Source organism: Amycolatopsis eburnea, assembly GCF_003937945.1.
In the GTDB taxonomy this organism is placed as follows: domain Bacteria; phylum Actinomycetota; class Actinomycetes; order Mycobacteriales; family Pseudonocardiaceae; genus Amycolatopsis; species Amycolatopsis eburnea.
Map to the genome: position 1 here is coordinate 409,087 of NZ_RSEC01000036.1, position 16,533 is coordinate 425,619.

Annotated in this window: 17 protein-coding genes; 10 read left to right on the plus strand and 7 right to left on the minus strand. The window is 70.9% G+C overall.

Translation table 11 applies throughout. The features are described 5' to 3' along the window. Positions 1–78 precede the first annotated feature (78 nt). On the plus strand, positions 79–408 hold the full coding sequence (locus EIY87_RS48350; RefSeq protein WP_225439869.1) for a hypothetical protein: 330 nt from the start codon (positions 79–81) through the stop codon (positions 406–408). Here EIY87_RS48350 and EIY87_RS14490 read toward each other — a convergent pair. After that, positions 405–1,055: a class II aldolase/adducin family protein gene (locus EIY87_RS14490; protein WP_125308221.1), complete on the minus strand. Its 651-nt coding sequence runs from the start codon at positions 1,053–1,055 to the stop codon at positions 405–407. The two genes, EIY87_RS48350 and EIY87_RS14490, sit on opposite strands and share 4 nt — an antisense overlap. A gap of 58 nt (positions 1,056–1,113) precedes the next feature. Next, the gene (locus tag EIY87_RS14495; protein WP_125308222.1) at positions 1,114–2,022 is read right to left on the minus strand and encodes a coiled-coil domain-containing protein; all 909 of its coding nucleotides are present in this window, start codon (positions 2,020–2,022) and stop codon (positions 1,114–1,116) included. Between the two features lie 177 nt (positions 2,023–2,199). Between EIY87_RS14495 and EIY87_RS14500 the strand changes: the two genes are divergently transcribed. From EIY87_RS14500 to EIY87_RS14515, 4 genes are all read left to right on the plus strand, one after another. Continuing rightward, positions 2,200–3,372, plus strand: coding sequence for a DUF445 domain-containing protein (locus EIY87_RS14500; protein ID WP_191984156.1), 1,173 nt, complete (start codon positions 2,200–2,202; stop codon positions 3,370–3,372). Positions 3,373–3,431: 59 nt separating this feature from the next. Further along, on the plus strand, positions 3,432–4,604 hold the full coding sequence (locus tag EIY87_RS14505; RefSeq protein WP_125309753.1) for a DUF445 domain-containing protein: 1,173 nt from the start codon (positions 3,432–3,434) through the stop codon (positions 4,602–4,604). A 40-nt stretch (positions 4,605–4,644) separates the two neighbouring features. After that, positions 4,645–5,853, plus strand: a complete 1,209-nt coding sequence (locus EIY87_RS14510) for a DUF445 domain-containing protein (RefSeq protein ID WP_125308224.1) — start codon at positions 4,645–4,647, stop codon at positions 5,851–5,853. Positions 5,854–5,946: 93 nt separating this feature from the next. Then, on the plus strand, positions 5,947–6,381 hold the full coding sequence (locus EIY87_RS14515) for a hypothetical protein (RefSeq protein ID WP_125308225.1): 435 nt from the start codon (positions 5,947–5,949) through the stop codon (positions 6,379–6,381). A 1-nt stretch (position 6,382) separates the two neighbouring features. On the opposite strand, the gene EIY87_RS14520 is transcribed toward EIY87_RS14515, so the two are convergent. From EIY87_RS14520 to EIY87_RS14530, 3 genes are read right to left on the minus strand one after another with little or no spacing between them, the layout of a single operon-like run. Continuing rightward, a complete protein-coding gene (locus EIY87_RS14520) occupies positions 6,383–7,264 on the minus strand; it encodes a metal ABC transporter permease (RefSeq protein ID WP_125308226.1) in 882 nt (293 codons plus the stop codon). Positions 7,265–7,267: 3 nt separating this feature from the next. Beyond that, positions 7,268–8,113, minus strand: a complete 846-nt coding sequence (locus EIY87_RS14525; RefSeq protein WP_125308227.1) for a metal ABC transporter ATP-binding protein — start codon at positions 8,111–8,113, stop codon at positions 7,268–7,270. A gap of 2 nt (positions 8,114–8,115) precedes the next feature. After that, positions 8,116–9,024 (minus strand): metal ABC transporter solute-binding protein, Zn/Mn family, encoded by a 909-nt coding sequence (locus EIY87_RS14530; RefSeq protein ID WP_125308228.1) that lies wholly within the window; start codon positions 9,022–9,024, stop codon positions 8,116–8,118. Positions 9,025–9,203: 179 nt separating this feature from the next. On the opposite strand from EIY87_RS14530, the gene EIY87_RS14535 reads away from it, so the two are divergent. The 4 genes from EIY87_RS14535 to EIY87_RS14550 all read left to right on the plus strand — a co-directional run bounded on the left by EIY87_RS14535 (position 9,204) and on the right by EIY87_RS14550 (position 12,866). Continuing rightward, complete coding sequence (locus EIY87_RS14535) at positions 9,204–10,304, plus strand: LacI family DNA-binding transcriptional regulator (RefSeq protein ID WP_125308229.1); 1,101 nt, start codon at positions 9,204–9,206, stop codon at positions 10,302–10,304. Positions 10,305–10,405: 101 nt separating this feature from the next. Continuing rightward, positions 10,406–10,897 (plus strand): beta-class carbonic anhydrase, encoded by a 492-nt coding sequence (locus tag EIY87_RS14540; protein ID WP_125308230.1) that lies wholly within the window; start codon positions 10,406–10,408, stop codon positions 10,895–10,897. A 70-nt stretch (positions 10,898–10,967) separates the two neighbouring features. After that, positions 10,968–11,852, plus strand: coding sequence for an A/G-specific adenine glycosylase (locus EIY87_RS14545; protein ID WP_191984092.1), 885 nt, complete (start codon positions 10,968–10,970; stop codon positions 11,850–11,852). Between the two features lie 63 nt (positions 11,853–11,915). Continuing rightward, on the plus strand, positions 11,916–12,866 hold the full coding sequence (locus EIY87_RS14550; protein WP_125308232.1) for a peptidoglycan recognition protein family protein: 951 nt from the start codon (positions 11,916–11,918) through the stop codon (positions 12,864–12,866). 62 nt (positions 12,867–12,928) lie between these two features. Here EIY87_RS14550 and EIY87_RS14555 read toward each other — a convergent pair whose 3' ends face one another. Continuing rightward, on the minus strand, positions 12,929–13,675 hold the full coding sequence (locus EIY87_RS14555) for an alpha/beta fold hydrolase (protein WP_125308233.1): 747 nt from the start codon (positions 13,673–13,675) through the stop codon (positions 12,929–12,931). Between the two features lie 74 nt (positions 13,676–13,749). Between EIY87_RS14555 and EIY87_RS14560 the strand changes: the two genes are divergently transcribed. Further along, complete coding sequence (locus EIY87_RS14560) at positions 13,750–15,156, plus strand: M1 family metallopeptidase (protein WP_125308234.1); 1,407 nt, start codon at positions 13,750–13,752, stop codon at positions 15,154–15,156. Here EIY87_RS14560 and EIY87_RS14565 read toward each other — a convergent pair. Then, positions 15,142–16,527, minus strand: coding sequence for an AAA family ATPase (locus tag EIY87_RS14565; RefSeq protein ID WP_125308235.1), 1,386 nt, complete (start codon positions 16,525–16,527; stop codon positions 15,142–15,144). The two genes, EIY87_RS14560 and EIY87_RS14565, sit on opposite strands and share 15 nt — an antisense overlap. Positions 16,528–16,533 lie beyond the last annotated feature (6 nt).

Consider the following 16,533-nt stretch of genomic DNA (forward strand, 5'->3'; position numbering starts at 1 on the left):
CTTTCGCGGTTTCCGCCGTGGCGACGGGCGGCGGCTGGTAGGCATTCGGCGTAGCGCCCGCGTCGTCGAGGAGTCCGCATGACCTACGGCCAGTACCCCGGTCACCCGCCCGCTCCGCAGTGGCCCGGCCCCGGCGGGCCGGTGCCGCCGCCGAAGGGACCCGGGCTCGGCGTGGCCGCGCTGGTCCTCGGCCTGCTCGCGCTCGTGCTGCCGTTCCTGCCGGTGGACATGACCGGCTTCCGGGCGTACGTCGCGTTCCCGTTCGGGCTGGCCGGTCTCGTCCTCGGGGTCCTCGGCTGCGTGGGGCGCCGCGGCGGCAAGCCGCTGGCCGCGATCGGTGCCGTGCTGTCGTTCCTCGCGTTGGTGCTCGGCCTGATCATGGTCGTCAACCAGACCGTCCCGCACTAGCCCTGCCCGTAGCCGCGCAGCCGGTCGACGACCTTCGCCACCTCGGGCGGCGGGAGCAGGCTCGGCCGGCCGGCGCTCTGCGCGAGCAGCCACACGCGGCACGCCCACTCGAGCTGCTGCGCCCGGTGGTAGGCGGCTTCGAGGCCGTCGCCGTAGGTGAGCGTGCCGTGGTTGGCCATCAGGCAGCCGCGGCGCCCTTCGAGGGCCTCGAGCACCGCCGAGGCCAGCTCGGGGGTGCCGTACGTCGCGTAGCGCGCGACGCGCACCGACGGGCCGATCGTCGCGATGATGTAGTGGATCGGCGGCAGCTCGCGCACGAGCGTCGACGCGGCGGTGGCGTGCGGCGCGTGCGTGTGGACGACCGCGGTGACCGGCTCACCGTCCGGGTCGCGCACGTCCCAGTAGACCGACAGGTGCATCGGCAGCTCACTGGTCGGCTTGAGCGAGCCGTCGACGACCTGCCCACCGAGGTCGACAACGGCGACGTCGGCCGGCGTCATGCTCGAGTACGCGACCCCGGTCGGCGTGACGGCGACGAGGTCACCGCCCCGCACGGACACGTTTCCGGAGGTGCCGACGACGAGGCCGTCACCGGCCATCCGGCGGGCGTAGGCGCAGACGGCGGCACGCTCGGTCTCGAGGATCATGCGCACCACTCTGGTCCAGCCACGCCCCCGCCCTACGCCGGGGTCGCGTCCGCGCCGCTCAGCCCTTGGCCGCCGGAGCCGGAGCAGGTGCCGGGCTCGGCTTGCGGTCGCCGTTCGACGGCGCCTCCTCCACCGGCGCCAGCAGGCGCATGGCCTCCTGAACCGCCACGTCCGTCGCCGCGATCCGCTCGGCGACCTTCTTGCGCAGGTCCAGAGCCAGCTTCCGGTTCCGGTCGGCCTCGGTCTGCTGCGCACGGGCCGACGTCAACGCCGACTCCGTCTCCTGCTGCTTCCGCGCGACCTCGTCCTCGAACGCCTTCCGCTTCGCCGCGTACTCGTCCTCGAACGCCTTCTTCTTCCGCGCCAGCTCCTCCGCCGCCACCCGGTCGGCTTCCTGCCGCGCCGCGGCCGCCGCCGCTTCGGCCTTCGCGTCCGCTTCCTTGCGGGCGCGCTCCGCCGCCGCGGCCTGCTCGACGCGCTTCGCGCCCGCCGCCGCGTTCAGCTTCTCGATCTCGCCCTTCGCCTCCGACAGCAGGCGGGCGCGCTCTTCCTCCGCGTCCTTCGCCAGCTTGTCGGCCGTGCGGCGGGTTTCGTGCGCGTACTTGTCGGCCTGGTCGCGGGTGGAAGCTGCGTCGGCTTCGGCGGCCGCGCGCAGGTCGGCGATCTCCTCTTCGGCGAGCTGCATCATCATCCGGACGCGCTCGGCCATGGCGCCCGCGCCGGACGGGCTCGAGCTCATCCGCGCGAGGGCGGCCTTCGTCTCGGCCAGCTCCTTCTGCGCGTACGCCAGGGCTTTCGTGAGGTCCGAGGACGTCGCGACGGCTTCGTCGCGGCTGCGCGCCGTTTCGCGCATCTCCTTGGTCAGCTCGGCGAGGCGCTCGTCGACCTGGCGCTGGTTGTAGCCGCGGACACCGACCGCGAACTGGGTGGTCTTCGGGGCGGACTGGGGCTTCTCAGGCGCGACCATCGGCACACCTTAGTGAGCCGGGGACCGTCCGGACGTACCGCCAAACGGATGCATCACGGATTTTGGAACCCCCGGTGACGCATGGCATCCTGAGCTTGTTGACCAGCGGTTAACGGCGAGGAGGCCACTGTGGACATACTCGCCGACATCGGCGCGCACTGGCACGTCTACGCCACCATGCCGCTCATCGCCGCCCTCATCGGCTACCTGACCAAGCGGGTGGCCATCGAGATGATGTTCCGCCCGCTGGACTTCGTCGGGATCCGGCCGTTCCTCGGCTGGCAGGGCGTCATCCCGGCGAACGCGCGGCGGATGGCCACCACCGCCGTCGACCTGCTGACCCGCAACCTCGTCGACCCGCAGGAGATCTTCAGCCGCCTCGATCCGGAGGAAATGGTCAAAGAGCTCGAACCGCCACTGCTCAAGGCCGTCGAAGAAGTCACCCGCGAAGTCATGGAGACCTACCAGCCGCGGCTCTGGGAACTGCTGCCGACGCGGGCCCAGCGGCTGCTCGTCGAGCAGGTCCAGGCGCAGGCGCCGGCCGTCGTCAAGCGGCTGATGCGGGAGGTGTCGGCCAACATCGACGACGTCCTCGACGTCAACGACATGCTCATCGGGGCCATGGTCCGCGACAAGTCGCTGACCTGCCGGCTGATCCGCGAGGTCGCCGCGCCCGAGTTCAAGTTCATCGCGCGGTCCGGGATCTGGTTCGGGTTCGTGATCGGGCTCGTCCAGTTCGTCGCGTGGGCGCTGACGAAGCAGCCGCTCATCATGCCGATCTTCGGTTTCGTCACGGGCTTCGTCACCGACTGGCTCGCCCTCAAGATGATCTTCTACCCGCGCGAGCCGCGCGGGTTCGGCTTCTTCCGCTGGCAGGGCATGTTCCAGAAGCGCCGCCAGGAGGTCGCCGCCGACTACGGCGCGCTGATCGCCGACGAGGTGCTCACCGTGCGGAACGTGCTGGAGGCCGTGCTCACCGGGCCGCGCGCCGACAAGCTGTTCGCGATGATCACCCGCGAGGTCCAGCGCACGGTCGACCAGCAGGCGAGCATCGCCAAGCCGCTGGTCGCGCTGACCATCGGCGGCCGCCAGTACCAGGAGATGAAGCGCGCGGCGGCGGAGAAGGTCATCGCGTACCTCCCCGAGACGGTCAAGCACGTCGAGAGCTACGCCACCGGCGCGCTCGACGTCCGGAACACGATCGTCGGGAAGATGCAGCAGCTGACGCCCATCGAGTTCGAGGGCATCCTGCGGCCGGCCTTCAAGCAGGACGAATGGAAGCTCATCGCGGTCGGCGCGGTGATCGGTGGCCTGGTGGGTGAACTCCAGGTGCTGCTCCTGCTGCATTGATCGCGGGCCGATAGCGTGCGCGGGTGGACTTCGGCACGCACTGGCAGGTGTACGTCACCATGCCGTTCATCGCGGCGCTGATCGGCTACGTCACCAAGCGCGTCGCCATCGAGATGATGTTCCGGCCCCTCGAATTCGTCGGCGTCAAACCGTTCGGCTGGCAGGGCGTGCTGCCGGCCAACGCCGAGCGCATGGCGGCGACGGCCACCGAGATGCTGACGACGAACCTCGTCGACCCCAAGGAGATCTTCGCCCGGCTCGACCCGGCGCAGGTGGCGAAGGAGATCGAGCAGCCGCTGCTGCGGGTCGTCGAGGACGTCACGCGCGAGGTGATGGAGACCTACCAGCCGCGGCTGTGGGAGGTCCTGCCGAACGGCGCGCAGCAGCTGCTGCTCAAGCGCGTCCAGGCCGAGGCGCCGAAGGCGATCACCAAGATCATGCGGGAGATCGCCGACAACATCGAGGACGTGCTCGACCTCAAGCACATGGTCGTGACGAACCTCGTGCGCGACAAGGCGCTGCTCAACCGGCTGATCCGGGACATCTCGCGGCCCGAGATGCGGTTCATCGCGCGCTCGGGCATCTGGTTCGGGTTCGTCCTCGGCTGCGTCCAGCTGGTGGTGTGGGCGCTGACGAAGTCGCCGATCGTGCTCCCGCTGTTCGGCCTCGGCATCGGCTGGTTCACCGACTGGCTGGCCCTGAAGATGATCTTCCTGCCGCGCGAGCCGAAGCGGTTCTTCGGCCTCTACACCTGGCAGGGCATCTTCCAGAAGCGCCGCGACCAGGTGGCCGCCGACTACGGCGACATGATCGCGCGCGAGATCATCACCATTCCCAACCTGCTGGAAGCCGTGCTGCGCGGGCCGAAGTCCGACAAGCTGTTCGCGATGATCACCCGCGAGGTGCAGAAGACGATCGACGCGCAGGCCAGCGTGGTCAAGCCCTTCGTCGCCATCGCCGTCGGGACGAAGAAGTTCCAGGAGATGAAGCAGACGGCGGCGGCGAAGGCCGCGGAGCGCGTGCCGGAGACGATCCGGTACGCGGAGAACTACGCGATCAACGCCCTCGACGTGCGCAACACGATCGTCGACCGGATGCGGAAGCTGACCGCGCTCGAGTTCGAGCAGCTGCTGCGGCCGGCGTTCCGGCAGGACGAGTGGAAGCTGATCGCCGTCGGCGCGGTGATCGGCGGGCTCGTGGGCGAACTGCAGGTGCTCGCGCTGCTCGGGTAGCCGGTACGGTTTCGCTCTCGGGACTGCGAGGGAGGTCGGGGTGGACGCTGTCCTGCGCGACCTCGCCCTGCACTGGCCGGTCTACGCGGCGATGCCGTTCATCGCGGCGCTGATCGGCTACGTCACCAAGCGCGTCGCCATCGAGATGATGTTCCGGCCGCTGGACTTCGTCGGGATCCCGCCGCTGCTCGGCTGGCAGGGCGTCGTCCCGAAGCACGGCGGGCGGATGGCGGCGGTCGCGACCGAGCTGCTGACCGAGAACCTCCTCGACCTCCGCGAGGTGCTCGACCGGATCGACCCGGTGATCATCACGACCGAGCTGGAGCAGCCGCTGCTGCGCGCGGTCGACCACATCGCGCGCGAGGTGCTCGCCGAACACCACCCGCGGCTGTGGGAGGTCATGCCGACGCTGGCCCAGGAAATGCTGATCAAGCAGGTCCAGGCGTCGGCGCCGCGGCTGGTGCGGGAGTTCCTCGACGACGTCCGCGAGCACCTCGACGAGGTCCTCGACGTCCAGCACATGACGGTCCAGCGGCTGACGCGGGACCGCGCGCTGCTGGTCCGGCTGATCCGCGAGACGTCCCGCCCGGAGATGGCGTTCATCGCGCGGCTGGGCATCTACTTCGGCTTCGGGCTGGGCCTGGTGCAGACGATCGTCTGGGCGCTCACGCGCGAGCCGTGGGTGCTCCCGGTCTTCGGCGGCGCGATCGGGCTGTTCACCGACTGGCTGGCGATCAAGCTGATCTTCGTCCCGCGCGAGCCGGTCCGCGTCGGCCGGGTGATCTTCCAGGGCAAGTTCCAGCGGCGGCGCGCGGAGGTGGCGCGGCAGTACGGCGAGCTGATCGCGAACGAGGTGCTGACGGTCCAGAACCTGCTGGACGCGGTCCTGCGCGGGCCGCGCGCCGACCGCCTGGCGGCGCTGGTCGAGCACCTCGTGTCGGACGCGGTCGACAAGCAGATGCCCCTCTCCTGGACGGTCGGCGGCACACGGCTGAAGGAGATGAAGCACGCGGCGGCGGTGAAGGCGCTGGAGCGGCTGCCGGACACGGCCCGGTACGCCGAGGGCTACCTGACCGAGGCGATGGACGTCGCGAAGGTGATCGAGCAGCGGATGCTGGCGCTGACGCCGCTGGAGTTCGAGGGGCTGCTGCGGCCCGCGTTCCGGCAGGACGAGTGGAAGCTGATCGCGGTCGGCGGGGTGATCGGGTTCGTGGTCGGGGAGCTCCAAGTCCTGCTGATGCTCGGCTGACCGGGTGACGGCGGCGGCGCGCCTAAACCCGGCGACGACCCGCGCGTGTTCCGGGCGGCCAACCGGCCGATCGGGACAAGCAGAGGGGAAACCATGAAACGGTTCGTCACCGCGGTCGTTCTTTCGCTCGCCGGCCTGTTCGCGGGCACGGGCGTCGCGTCCGCCGACGTCATCGTCGCTCCGGGCCAGTTCGGGCACGTGTGCAGCGGTTACCAGTACGCCCCCGGCAACTCGGCGCTGTACTGGCAGTCGTGCGCCTGGGCGGACAACAACGAGGTCTACTTCACCGTGCACCTGGGCAACGCCTCGGACTACAACTGGATCCCGTCCCGGGTGAACATCAACTACTACAAGTCCGGCAGCTACTACCTGTGCGCCTACATCACGAACTTCGCGGTGCCGGCCCGTTCGGTCCGGCAGACGCCGAGCAACGCGTGCGTGCTGCAGCGGAGCCGGGCCGCCTACCAGTCCGTCGGCTACCCCAGCGGGGGCAATGCGGCGATCAGCGACACGCTCCAGGTGCAGTAGGTCAAGCCGCCGCGACGAGGTCCGGGGCCGGGTCGACGGACCGGACCCTCGTCCGGCGGTCACGCTGCCAGGCGATCACCCGGCAGACCACGTAGATCAGGAACGAAATCGCCGTCACGAACGCGCTCACCGGCAACCCGGGCGCCAGCGACAGCACGATCCCGCCGATCGCCGACACCTCCGCGAACACCACCGACAGCACCGTGGCCTTCCACGGCGACGCCGTCACGCGGGCCGCCGCCGCGGCGGGCGTCACCATCAAGGCGACCACCAGCAGCGAACCGACCACCTTCACGCTCAGCGCCGTCGAAACGCCCACCAGCAGCGCGAACACCACGGTCAGCGTCTTCACCGGGACCCCGCGCGCGACCGCCACGTTCCGGTCCACCGAGGCGAACAGCAGCGGCCGGTACACCAGCGCCAGCACCGCCAGCACCACCGCCGACGACACCACGAACAACGTCAGGTTCGTCGAATCGATCGTGATGATCTGGCCGGTCAGGATGCCGAACTTGTTCCCGGACCGTCCTTTGTAGAACGACAGGAACAGCACACCCATGCCGAGGCCGAACGACAGGATCACGCCGATCACCGAGTCGCGGTCGGCGTCGCGCGCGCCGAGGATGCCCAGCAGCAGCGCCGCCACCACCGCGCCGATCAGCGCGCCGTACTCGACGCCGATCCCGAGCAGCAGCGCCGCCGCGCCGCCGGTGAAGGCCAGCTCGGACGTGCCGTGCACCGCGAACGACATGCGCCGCATCACGATCAGCGGGCCCAGCACGCCGGCCACCAGGCCGAGGATCAACGCCGCCACCAGCGCGGTCTGCACCCCGGAAAGCTCGGTGATCAGCTCCCAGGTCTTGCCGAAGTCGAACAGATCCAAGACTCAGCCCACTTGCTCTTCGACGTCGTGTTCGTGGTGGTGCGGCTCCTCCTCGCACAACGCGCTCTGCGCGCCCGCGATGTGGATCTGCCCGCCCACCTTCAGCACCTCGACGCGGGTCCCGTACAGCTCGGACAGGGTCGCCGTGGTCATGACCTCGTCCGGCTTGCCGATCCGGAACTGGCCGTTGACCAGGTACAGCACGCGGTCGACGAACGGCAGCACCGGGTTGATCTCGTGCGTCACGAACAGCACCGCGGTGTCCGCCGCGCGCCGCCGGTGGTCGATCAGCTCGCTGATCGCGCGCTGGTGCGCCAGGTCCAGCGACAGCAGCGGCTCGTCGCAGAGCAGCACCTCGGGGTCGCCGACCAGGGCCTGCGCCACCCGCAGCCGCTGCTGCTCACCACCGGACAGCCGGCCGACCGGCTGCTTCGCGTACCTGGTCGCGCCGACCTCGGCGATGGCGTCGGCGACCCGGCGGCGGCGCGCGGCCATGCCGAACAGGCCGGGGCCCCAGCGGTGGCCGTCGAGCCCGAGCCCGACCAGGTCGACGCCCCGCAGCGTCAGCGACTCGTCGATCGCGCGCTGCTGCGGGATGTAGCCGATCTTGCGGTTGGCGCCGCCCGGGCGCCCGCCCGCGATCTCGACCGTGCCCGACGACAGGCCCTGCATGCCGAGCAGCGCCTTCAGCAGGCTGCTCTTGCCGGAGCCGTTCGGGCCGAGGACGGCGAGGAACTCGCCCGGCTCGACGACGAGGTCCAGCCCCGACCAGAGGGTCCGGGGACCGAAGGCCAAGCCCGCCCCGCGGACCCGGACCGCGGGGCGTACGTCGTCGGAAACGGGAGACATGGCTACTTCAACGCCCCCGCCAGCTCGTCGACTTCCCCGGTCATCCAGACAATGTAGTCCGTCACACCCTGCGGCAGCGTCTCGGTCACGTCCACGACGCCGATGCCGGCGGCCTTCGCCTGCCCGACGACGTCCTGGGTCAGCGGGGTCACCGTCTGCGCGTTGTTGATCAGGGCCTTGACCTGCTTGGTGGCGATGAGCTGCTTGTACTCGTTCACCGCGCCGGCCGGGACGTCGGTGTCGTTCTCCACCGCGTCCGAGAACGCCTTGGGCGTCGCGTCCGTCAGCTTCGCGCTCTGGAGCAGGTAGTGCGCGACCGGCTCGGTGACCACGACCTTCGCGCCCGGGTGCGTGGTGCCCAGGTCGCCGAGGCGCTTCTCCAGCTCGCCGACCTTCGCCTTGAACGCGGCCGCGTTGTCGGTGAACGCCTGCTTCGACGCCGGCTGCAGCTCGCCGAGCTGCGCCGCGACCTGGTCGGCGACCTTGCCGACGCCCGGCAGGTCGTACCAGACGTGCTCGTTCTCGTCGCCGGTCGCGGCGATGTCGTAGGCGACGAGCTTCTTGGCGTCCCCGGCCTGGCCGGCGAGCTTGTCGAAGAACTCGTCGTACCCGCCGCCGTTGGACAGGAGCAGCTTCGCGTCCTTCGCCGCGAGGGCGTCGTCCGCGGTGGTCTCGTACGAGTGCGGGTCGGCCGACGGGTCGTGGATGACCGACTTGACCTCGACCTTGTCGCCGCCGACGGCGCTCACGACGCTGCCCCAGACGTCCGTCGACGCCACGACCTTGATCTTGTCGGCGCCGCCGGACTGCCCGCCGCCGTCGGAGGCGGTTCCGCCGGAGCACGCGGCCAGGGCGAGCACGGACAGGGCCGAAGCGGCGGCGAGCGCGCTCCTGGTGCGGCGGGAACTCATCGAGGACACTCCTGCGAGACGCTAATGGAAACCGTTGTCAGATTCAGCTTACCCCATCCGGATGACTTCCTGGCCATCCGATCTCGTTTTGGTGTATGCGTCTCCATGCATGCGGATCGAGACATCGACCACCCGGGGTGTCTCTTCAGGAAAACGATCTGAACCGTTACGGTTTGCTGATGGGACGTCCTATTCGCACCCGGAGGCAGGCGACACTGGCGTCGCTCGCGGCGGAGCTCGGTGTGTCCAGGACCACGGTGTCCAACGCCTACAACCGGCCGGACCAGCTGTCCCCGGAACTGCGCCGCCGGGTCCTCGAGACCGCGCGGCGGCTCGGCTACCCCGGCCCCGACCCGGTCGCCCGCTCCCTGCGCACGCGCAAGGCGGGCGCGGTCGGCCTGCTGCTCACCGAGAACCTCTCCTACGCCTTCCGCGACCCCGCCGCCGTCGGCGTGCTCGAAGGACTGGCCCTGGCCTGCGAAGACGCCGGCGTCGGCCTGCACCTGGTGCCGGCCAGCCCCGGCCGCGAGGACGTCGCCGCGGTGCACCGCGCGGGTGTCGACGGCTTCGTCGTCTACTCCGTGCCGGACGACGACCCGCACCTGGCCGCCGTGCTGGAGCGCCCGGTGCCGACGGTGATCATCGACCAGCCGAGCATCGAGGGCATCGACCGCGTCGGCCCGGACGACGCGGCGGCCGTCGGCAAGATCGCCGAGCACCTCGTGTCACTGGGCCACCGGCAGGTCGGCGTCATCTGCATGCGCCTGGCCCGCGAGCGCAACGACGACTTCGTCTCGGCGGCGCGGCAGAGCGGCGCGCACTTCCACGTCCAGCGCACCCGCCTGGAAGCGCTCGCCGTGGCGTTCTCGGCGGCCGGCGTCGACTGGGCGGGCGTCCCCGTGGTCGAGCGCTTCGACCACACGGTGGACGACGGCGCGTCCGCGGCGCGGCAGCTGCTCGACGCGTACCCGCAGATCACGGCCGTGATCTGCACCTCGGACATCCTCGCGCTCGGCGCCATGGCCGAGGCCGAGCGGCGCGGGCTGCGGGTGCCGCAGGACCTGACCGTCACCGGCTTCGACGGCATCGCCGAAGCCGAGCGGATCGGGCTCACCACGGTCCACCAGCCGGTGCTCGAAAAGGGCAAGACGGCCGGGCGCCTGCTGCTGGGCTCGGCCGAGCGCAGCGCGCCGAAGGTGATCACGCTGCCCACCGAGCTGCGCGTCGGCCGCACGTCGGCGCCGCCGCGGACGGTCGAGGAGCCCTGGTTCGGCGGGTAGAAACCCGTGACATTGCTCGTAGTGCATTGCCCGCCGGGGTGCTCACCGGGTCCAATGGGTGGCACGCCCGCGCCGCGGGGCCACTGGCCGGAAGGTGACCGATGACCTCGATCGACGTACTGCTGAAGCGCAACCAGGAAATCGGCGACATCACCCCCGGTGACCGCTCGACCCCGCGCCCGTCCCTCCAGGTGGCGGTCCTGACCTGCATGGACGCCCGGATCCGGGTGTTCGAGATCTTCGGCCTCCTGCAGGGCGAGTCGCACGTCCTCCGCAACGCGGGCGGCGTGGTGACCGACGACGTGATCCGGTCGCTGGCCCTTTCGCAGCGCAAGCTGGGCACCCGCGAGGTGCTGATCGTCCAGCACACGGAGTGCGGCCTGTCGATGGTCACCGAGGACGACTTCAAGGACGAGCTGGAAGACGCCACCGGCCTGCGCCCGACGTGGGCGGTCGAGGCGTTCCGCAACGTCGAGAACAGCGTCCGCACGTCGATGGAGCGGGTGCGGCGCAGCGCGTACCTGCCGCACACCGAGAACGTCCGCGGCTTCGTGTACGACGTCAAGATCGGGCGGCTCACCGAGGTGAAGTAGGCCTCGGACAGACCGCGCGGCCAGGCGTCGCTGAGGGTGCCCCTCCTGGCGGCCGGCCCCCTGGGGTTCAATGTCCGGCGTGGCTGTGGACGCTGACGTACTGCTCGACTGGTTCTCCACGCACGGCCGGGACCTGCCCTGGCGCGAGCCGGACTGCTCGGCGTGGGGTGTGCTCGTCAGCGAGATCATGCTGCAGCAGACGCCGGTCGTCCGGGTGCAGCCGATCTGGCACGAGTGGATGGCGCGCTGGCCGGTGCCCTCGGCGCTGGCCGCGTCGAGCCAGGGCGAGGTCGTGCGCGCCTGGGGCAAGCTCGGCTACCCGCGGCGCGCGCTGCGGCTGCACGAAGCCGCCGGGGTGATCGCGCGCGAGCACGGGGACGTCGTTCCGTCCGATGTGGACACCCTGCTCGCACTGCCCGGGATCGGGGCGTACACCGCGCGAGCCGTCGCCGCGTTCGCCTACGGGCGGCGGGCGCCGGTCGTCGACACCAACGTGCGGCGGGTCGTCGCGCGGGCCGTGCACGGGGCCGGGGACGCCGGGCCCGCGTCGAACACCCGGGACATGAACGACGTCGAAGCCCTGCTGCCCGCCGAAGACGCGCCCGCCGCGAAGTTCTCCGCCGCGATCATGGAGCTCGGCGCGCTGATCTGCACCGCCCGGGCGCCGAAGTGTGCGGACTGCCCGATTTACGACGAGTGCGCGTGGCAGCTCGCCGGCCGCCCGGAGTACGCCGGGCCCGCCAAGCCGGTGCAGAAGTTCGCCGGGACAGACCGGCAGGTCCGCGGGCGGCTGCTCGACGTCCTGCGCGGCAGCGAAGGGCCGGTCGAGAAGGCGAAGCTGGACCTCGTCTGGCACGACGCCGGGCAGCGTGACCGTTGCCTGGACTCCCTGCTGGTCGACGGCCTCCTCGAACAAACCCGCGACGGTCTCTTCGCACTGCCGGGTGAACACTGACGCACTACGACCAAAGTTGGTCAATAGTTGTCACCGAAGCGTTCCGGAGTTACCTTTCTCCGCATGGTCACTGTTGACCGCCGGACCCTGCTCAAGGCGGGGGCGACCGCGACCGCGGCCGGCGCACTGGGGATGACGACCACGGGGACGGCCGCAGCGGCCGTGCCGACACCGACGATCCACCCGACGTCCGAGTGGGGCGCCCGGCCCGCCGCCGGCCCGATCGTGGTGGAGAACCACAAGCCGACCTACATCGTCGTGCACCACGCCGTCGATCCGCCGATGAACAACGACTTCTCGCTGGCGCGCGCGTTCTACGTCTCGCGGTACATCCAGAACCTGCACATGGACAAGAACGGCTGGATCGACAGCGGCCAGCAGTTCACGAACAGCCGCGGCGGGTTCGTCACCGAAGGCAGGCACCGCAGCCTCGAAATCCTGCGCGGCGGCACCCAGCACGTCCAGGGCGCGAACGTCGCCAACCACAACAGCGAGGTCATCGGGATCGAGAACGAGGGCCTCTACAGCACGGTCGACGTGCCGCAGGCGCTGTGGGACTCGCTGGTCGGCCTGGTCGCCTACATCGCCCACCAGTACGGCATTTCGCCCGAGTTCATCAAGGGCCACCGCGACTTCAACTCGACCGAGTGCCCCGGCCAGGTGCTCTACAACCGGCTGCCCGAGCTGCGGACCGCGGTGGGCCGCGTGCTCGGCGTCTCGGTCGCGCGCGCCGAGGCGGAGTGGCCGCTGCTCAAGCCCGGCGCCACCGGCCGGAAGGTCCAGCTGGCGCAGGAGTTCCTGCGCGAGACCGGCTTCGACGTGCCGACCGACGGCGTCTTCGGGCAGTCCACAAAGGACGCCGTCGCCGCGCTCTCGGCCCGCGCCGGCCTCGGCCGGGACACCTGCAACGCGGCGAAGGCGGAAACCGGCTTCCTCGGCGCCGACGTCTGGCCCCTAATCGTCCCGAGCGGCCGCTCGGCCGCGGCCTGGCGATCCGACCTTTCCAAAATCTAGCCCCCACCCCCGTCACCCTTGTGGGTGCTAAAGCCGCATCTTTCGGCGAGAAAGATGCGGCTTTAGCGCAGTAAGACGTCGGACAGGAAGGCTTCCACCGCGCCGCGGTAGGTCTCCGGGGCCTCGTCGTGGGGCAGGTGCGCCGAACCCGGCACCACGAGGTGCTTCGCGCCCGGCACCCGGGCCGCGACGGCGGCCTGCTGGCCGGGCGGCATCGCCGTGTGCTCACCCTCGACCAGCAGCAGCGGGCAGCGGATGGCGTCGACGACGTCCCAGTAGTCGCGCCTGCCCCATTCGGCCGCGATGACGTACAGGTCTTCCAGGTCGGCGACCAGGTGGTAGCCGTCTTCGCGTTCCTCGACGCAGTCCGCGAAGTACTCGCCCGCGTCGCCGAAGAACTCGCGGACGTGGTCGAGCGACTTGAACGGCACCGGCCAGCTCTCGAAGTACCCGCGCCAGGTTTCGACGGTCCGGCCGCGCTGGTCCGGCGCGAAGTCCTCGGACACGACCGCGCGCACCAGCTCGGGGTGCGTCGCCGCGGTCGCCCACGCGTGCAGGCCGCCCATCGAGTGCCCGATGAGCACGGCCGGGCCCGCGTCGAGCGTCCGCAACGCCCCGGCGATGTCGTCGACGAACTGCTCGGTGGTCCACGGCCCGACCCGCGGGGCGCTGCCGTGGCCACGCGCGTCGAAGCCGTACACCGCGCCGTACGGCCGGAGCCACTCCGCGACCCGCCACCACGTCCGCGCGCGGCCCATCAGTCCGTGGAGCAGCACGATCGGCACGCCCGTGCCGCCGAAACAGAGCACGCGGCCACCTAACCACATAAGCCCTGCTCCGGAACGTGACCGAGTGATCGCTTTCCATCACCTATGGTGGTCTCATGCGCCGCCGACTCGCTGCCCTCGCCGTCTGCGCCGCGGTGGTCCTCGCCGCGGCTTGCAGTGGTGACGCCGTCTCCGGCGCGCCCCAGCCGCCGCCGATGCACCCCACGCCGGGTGCGTCCGGCGCCGGTGATCCGTACTACCCCGACGACGGCAACGGCGGCTACGACGCCCTCGGCTACCAGGTCGCCGTCACCTACGACCCGCCGAGCGGACACCTCGACGGCGACACGACGGTGACCGCGCGGGCGACCCAGGACCTGAGCCGCTTCGACCTCGACCTGCGCGGCCTGGACGTGCGCGGCGTCGACGTCGACGGGAAGCCGGCGCGCTTCAGCCGGGAGAAGGCGCACGAACTGGTGATCACGCCGGCGTCGCCGATCCGCGCCGGGACGACGTTCCGCACGCGGGTGCGCTACGGCGGCGATCCGGCGAAGACCCCGCACGACGGCGGCAGCGAGAACGGCTGGCAGCACTCGGCCGACGGCGGCGCGTACATGGTCGGCGAGCCGCACTCGGCCGCGTTCTGGTACCCGGTGAACGAAACCCCGCGCGACAAGGCGACCTTCACGCTCACCGCGCGCGTCCCGGCCGGGTGGACGGTGGTTTCGAACGGCCGCGAAGGCCCGCCGGGCACGTGGACCGAGCCGAACCCGGTGGCGAGCTACCTGACGACGATCGCGATCGGCAAGTTCAGCGTCGACAAGTCGACATTGCCGGACGGCACCCCGGTGGTCTCGGCGTACGCCCCGGGCGCGGAAGCCCGCCGCGCGATCGGCGACCGCCTGCCGGAGGTGCTCGGCTTCCTGAGCGCCAAGTTCGGCCCGTACCCGCAGTCGGCGGCCGGCGGCATCTTCCTGAACGAGGACGTCCACTTCTCGCTCGAGACGCAGACCCGGCCGACGTACGCGAAGTGGGCCGACCTGCCGACGCTGGTGCACGAGAACGCCCACGAGTGGTTCGGCGACTCGGTTTCGCTGCGCGATTGGTCCGACATCTGCCTGAACGAGTGCTTCGCGTCGTACGCGCAGTGGCTGTGGGCCGAGCGCGAGGGCCAGAGCCTGGACGACCGCTACCGCGCGGCGATCGAAATCACCCGCGGCAGCACGGACTTCTGGGCGCAGAAGCTCGTCGGGATGGGCCGGGGCCACGAGTTCGAAGGCGTCTACAACAAGGGAATCCTGGCGCTGCACGCCCTCCGCCGCGAGATCGGCGACCCGGCGTTCGACCGGCTGCTGAAGGAGTGGCCGTCCCGCTACCGCCACGCGAACGCGACGTGGCCGGACTTCGAGGCGATGGCGACGCGCATCAGCGGCAAGAACCTGAAGAGCTTCTTCGACGAGTGGTTCCGCGGCACGAAGCTCCCCGCGGACGCAGACCTCTTCCCCGGCTCACTGCGCAGCTGAACTGCCCAGCAACGACCGCGTCAAGGAACTCCGCGCGTCCTGCATCTCCCGCAGCGCCGCCGTCAGCTCCTCGTCACCCACCACGACCTCGTCATCCGGCCGCGAAGCCAGCGACAGCAACGACGCGCGCCGCAGCAACTCCTTCGCGAAGGACGCCGTCACGCCCTCGGTGGCCGCCACGATCGGTCCGAGGTCCGCCGTCAGCTTCAGCCCGCGCGCGTACAGGCGCAGCAACGCCTCCCGGCCCGCCGCGTCCGGGAGCGGGATCTCCACGGCCAGGTCGACGCGGCCCGGGCGGTCGGCCAGTGCCCGCTCCAGCGCGCCCGCCCGGTTCGTCGTGAGCAGGAACGTCACGTCGGCGTCGCCGCCCACGCCGTCCATCGCGTCGAGGAGGGTGAACAGCAGCGGGTGCGCGTCCGGGCCGTAGCTGCGGTCCTGGGCGATCAGGTCGACGTCCTCCACCACGACCACGCTGGGCTGCAGCCGCCGCGCCAGCGCCGCCGCCTTCGCCACGAACCGCATCGCCGTGCCGGTCAGGATGATCACCGTGGTGCCCGGCAGGCGGCTCATCAGGTACCGGACGGTGTGCGTCTTGCCGGTGCCGGGCGGGCCGTGCAGCAGCAGGCCGCGCTTGAGGTGCTGCCCGGCGGCCAGCAGCCGTTCGCCGTGCTCCGCGATGCCGACCGTGTGCCGCTCGATCGCGTCGAGCACGCCTTCGGGGAGCACGACCTCGTCGCCGGTCAGCGTGGGCCGCGGGAGGAACGTCAGCAGGTCGTTGCCGCGGTTTTCGCTGGTGCCGAAGGCCAGCACCTGCCCGCGCAGCACGTCGTGGCGGGCCATCACGCGCTCGACGCGGTCGCGCACCTCCGTCGCGATCGCCCGCGACGGCGCGAGCACCTCGAGCCGGCACTCCATTTGCCCCCACTGCGGATTCGCGCCGCGGATCGCGAGCAGCACCGGCTCGCCGCCCGGCGCGCGCGTGCCGACGAGCCCGAGCTGCACGGCCTCGGTCGCGTCTTCGGGGCCGGTCGCCGTCGTCGTGTAGTCGACCGAGCCGAGCTCGAACGTGCCCTGCTTGCGCGCGATCACGAGCATCCCGATCAGGTCCTCGTGCGTGCGCTGGCCGCCGGCGATGCCGAACCAGCCGACGTCGGTGCCGTGCTCGGCGAGGTAGGCGTCGACGCCGCGCTGGATGTTCGCGTGCTCCCACATCGGCCAGTTGCGGGTCACGACCACCACGCCGGGCAGCGGCCCGACGTGCCCGGTGACGCGGTCGACCAGCTCGTTGCCCCCGCTCCCGGCCACGGAGTCGGCGGTCGCCCGGATGATGCGCTGCAAGTCGGCGGCGAGGTCGCGCTCGGTGCTCCCCATGGGTTT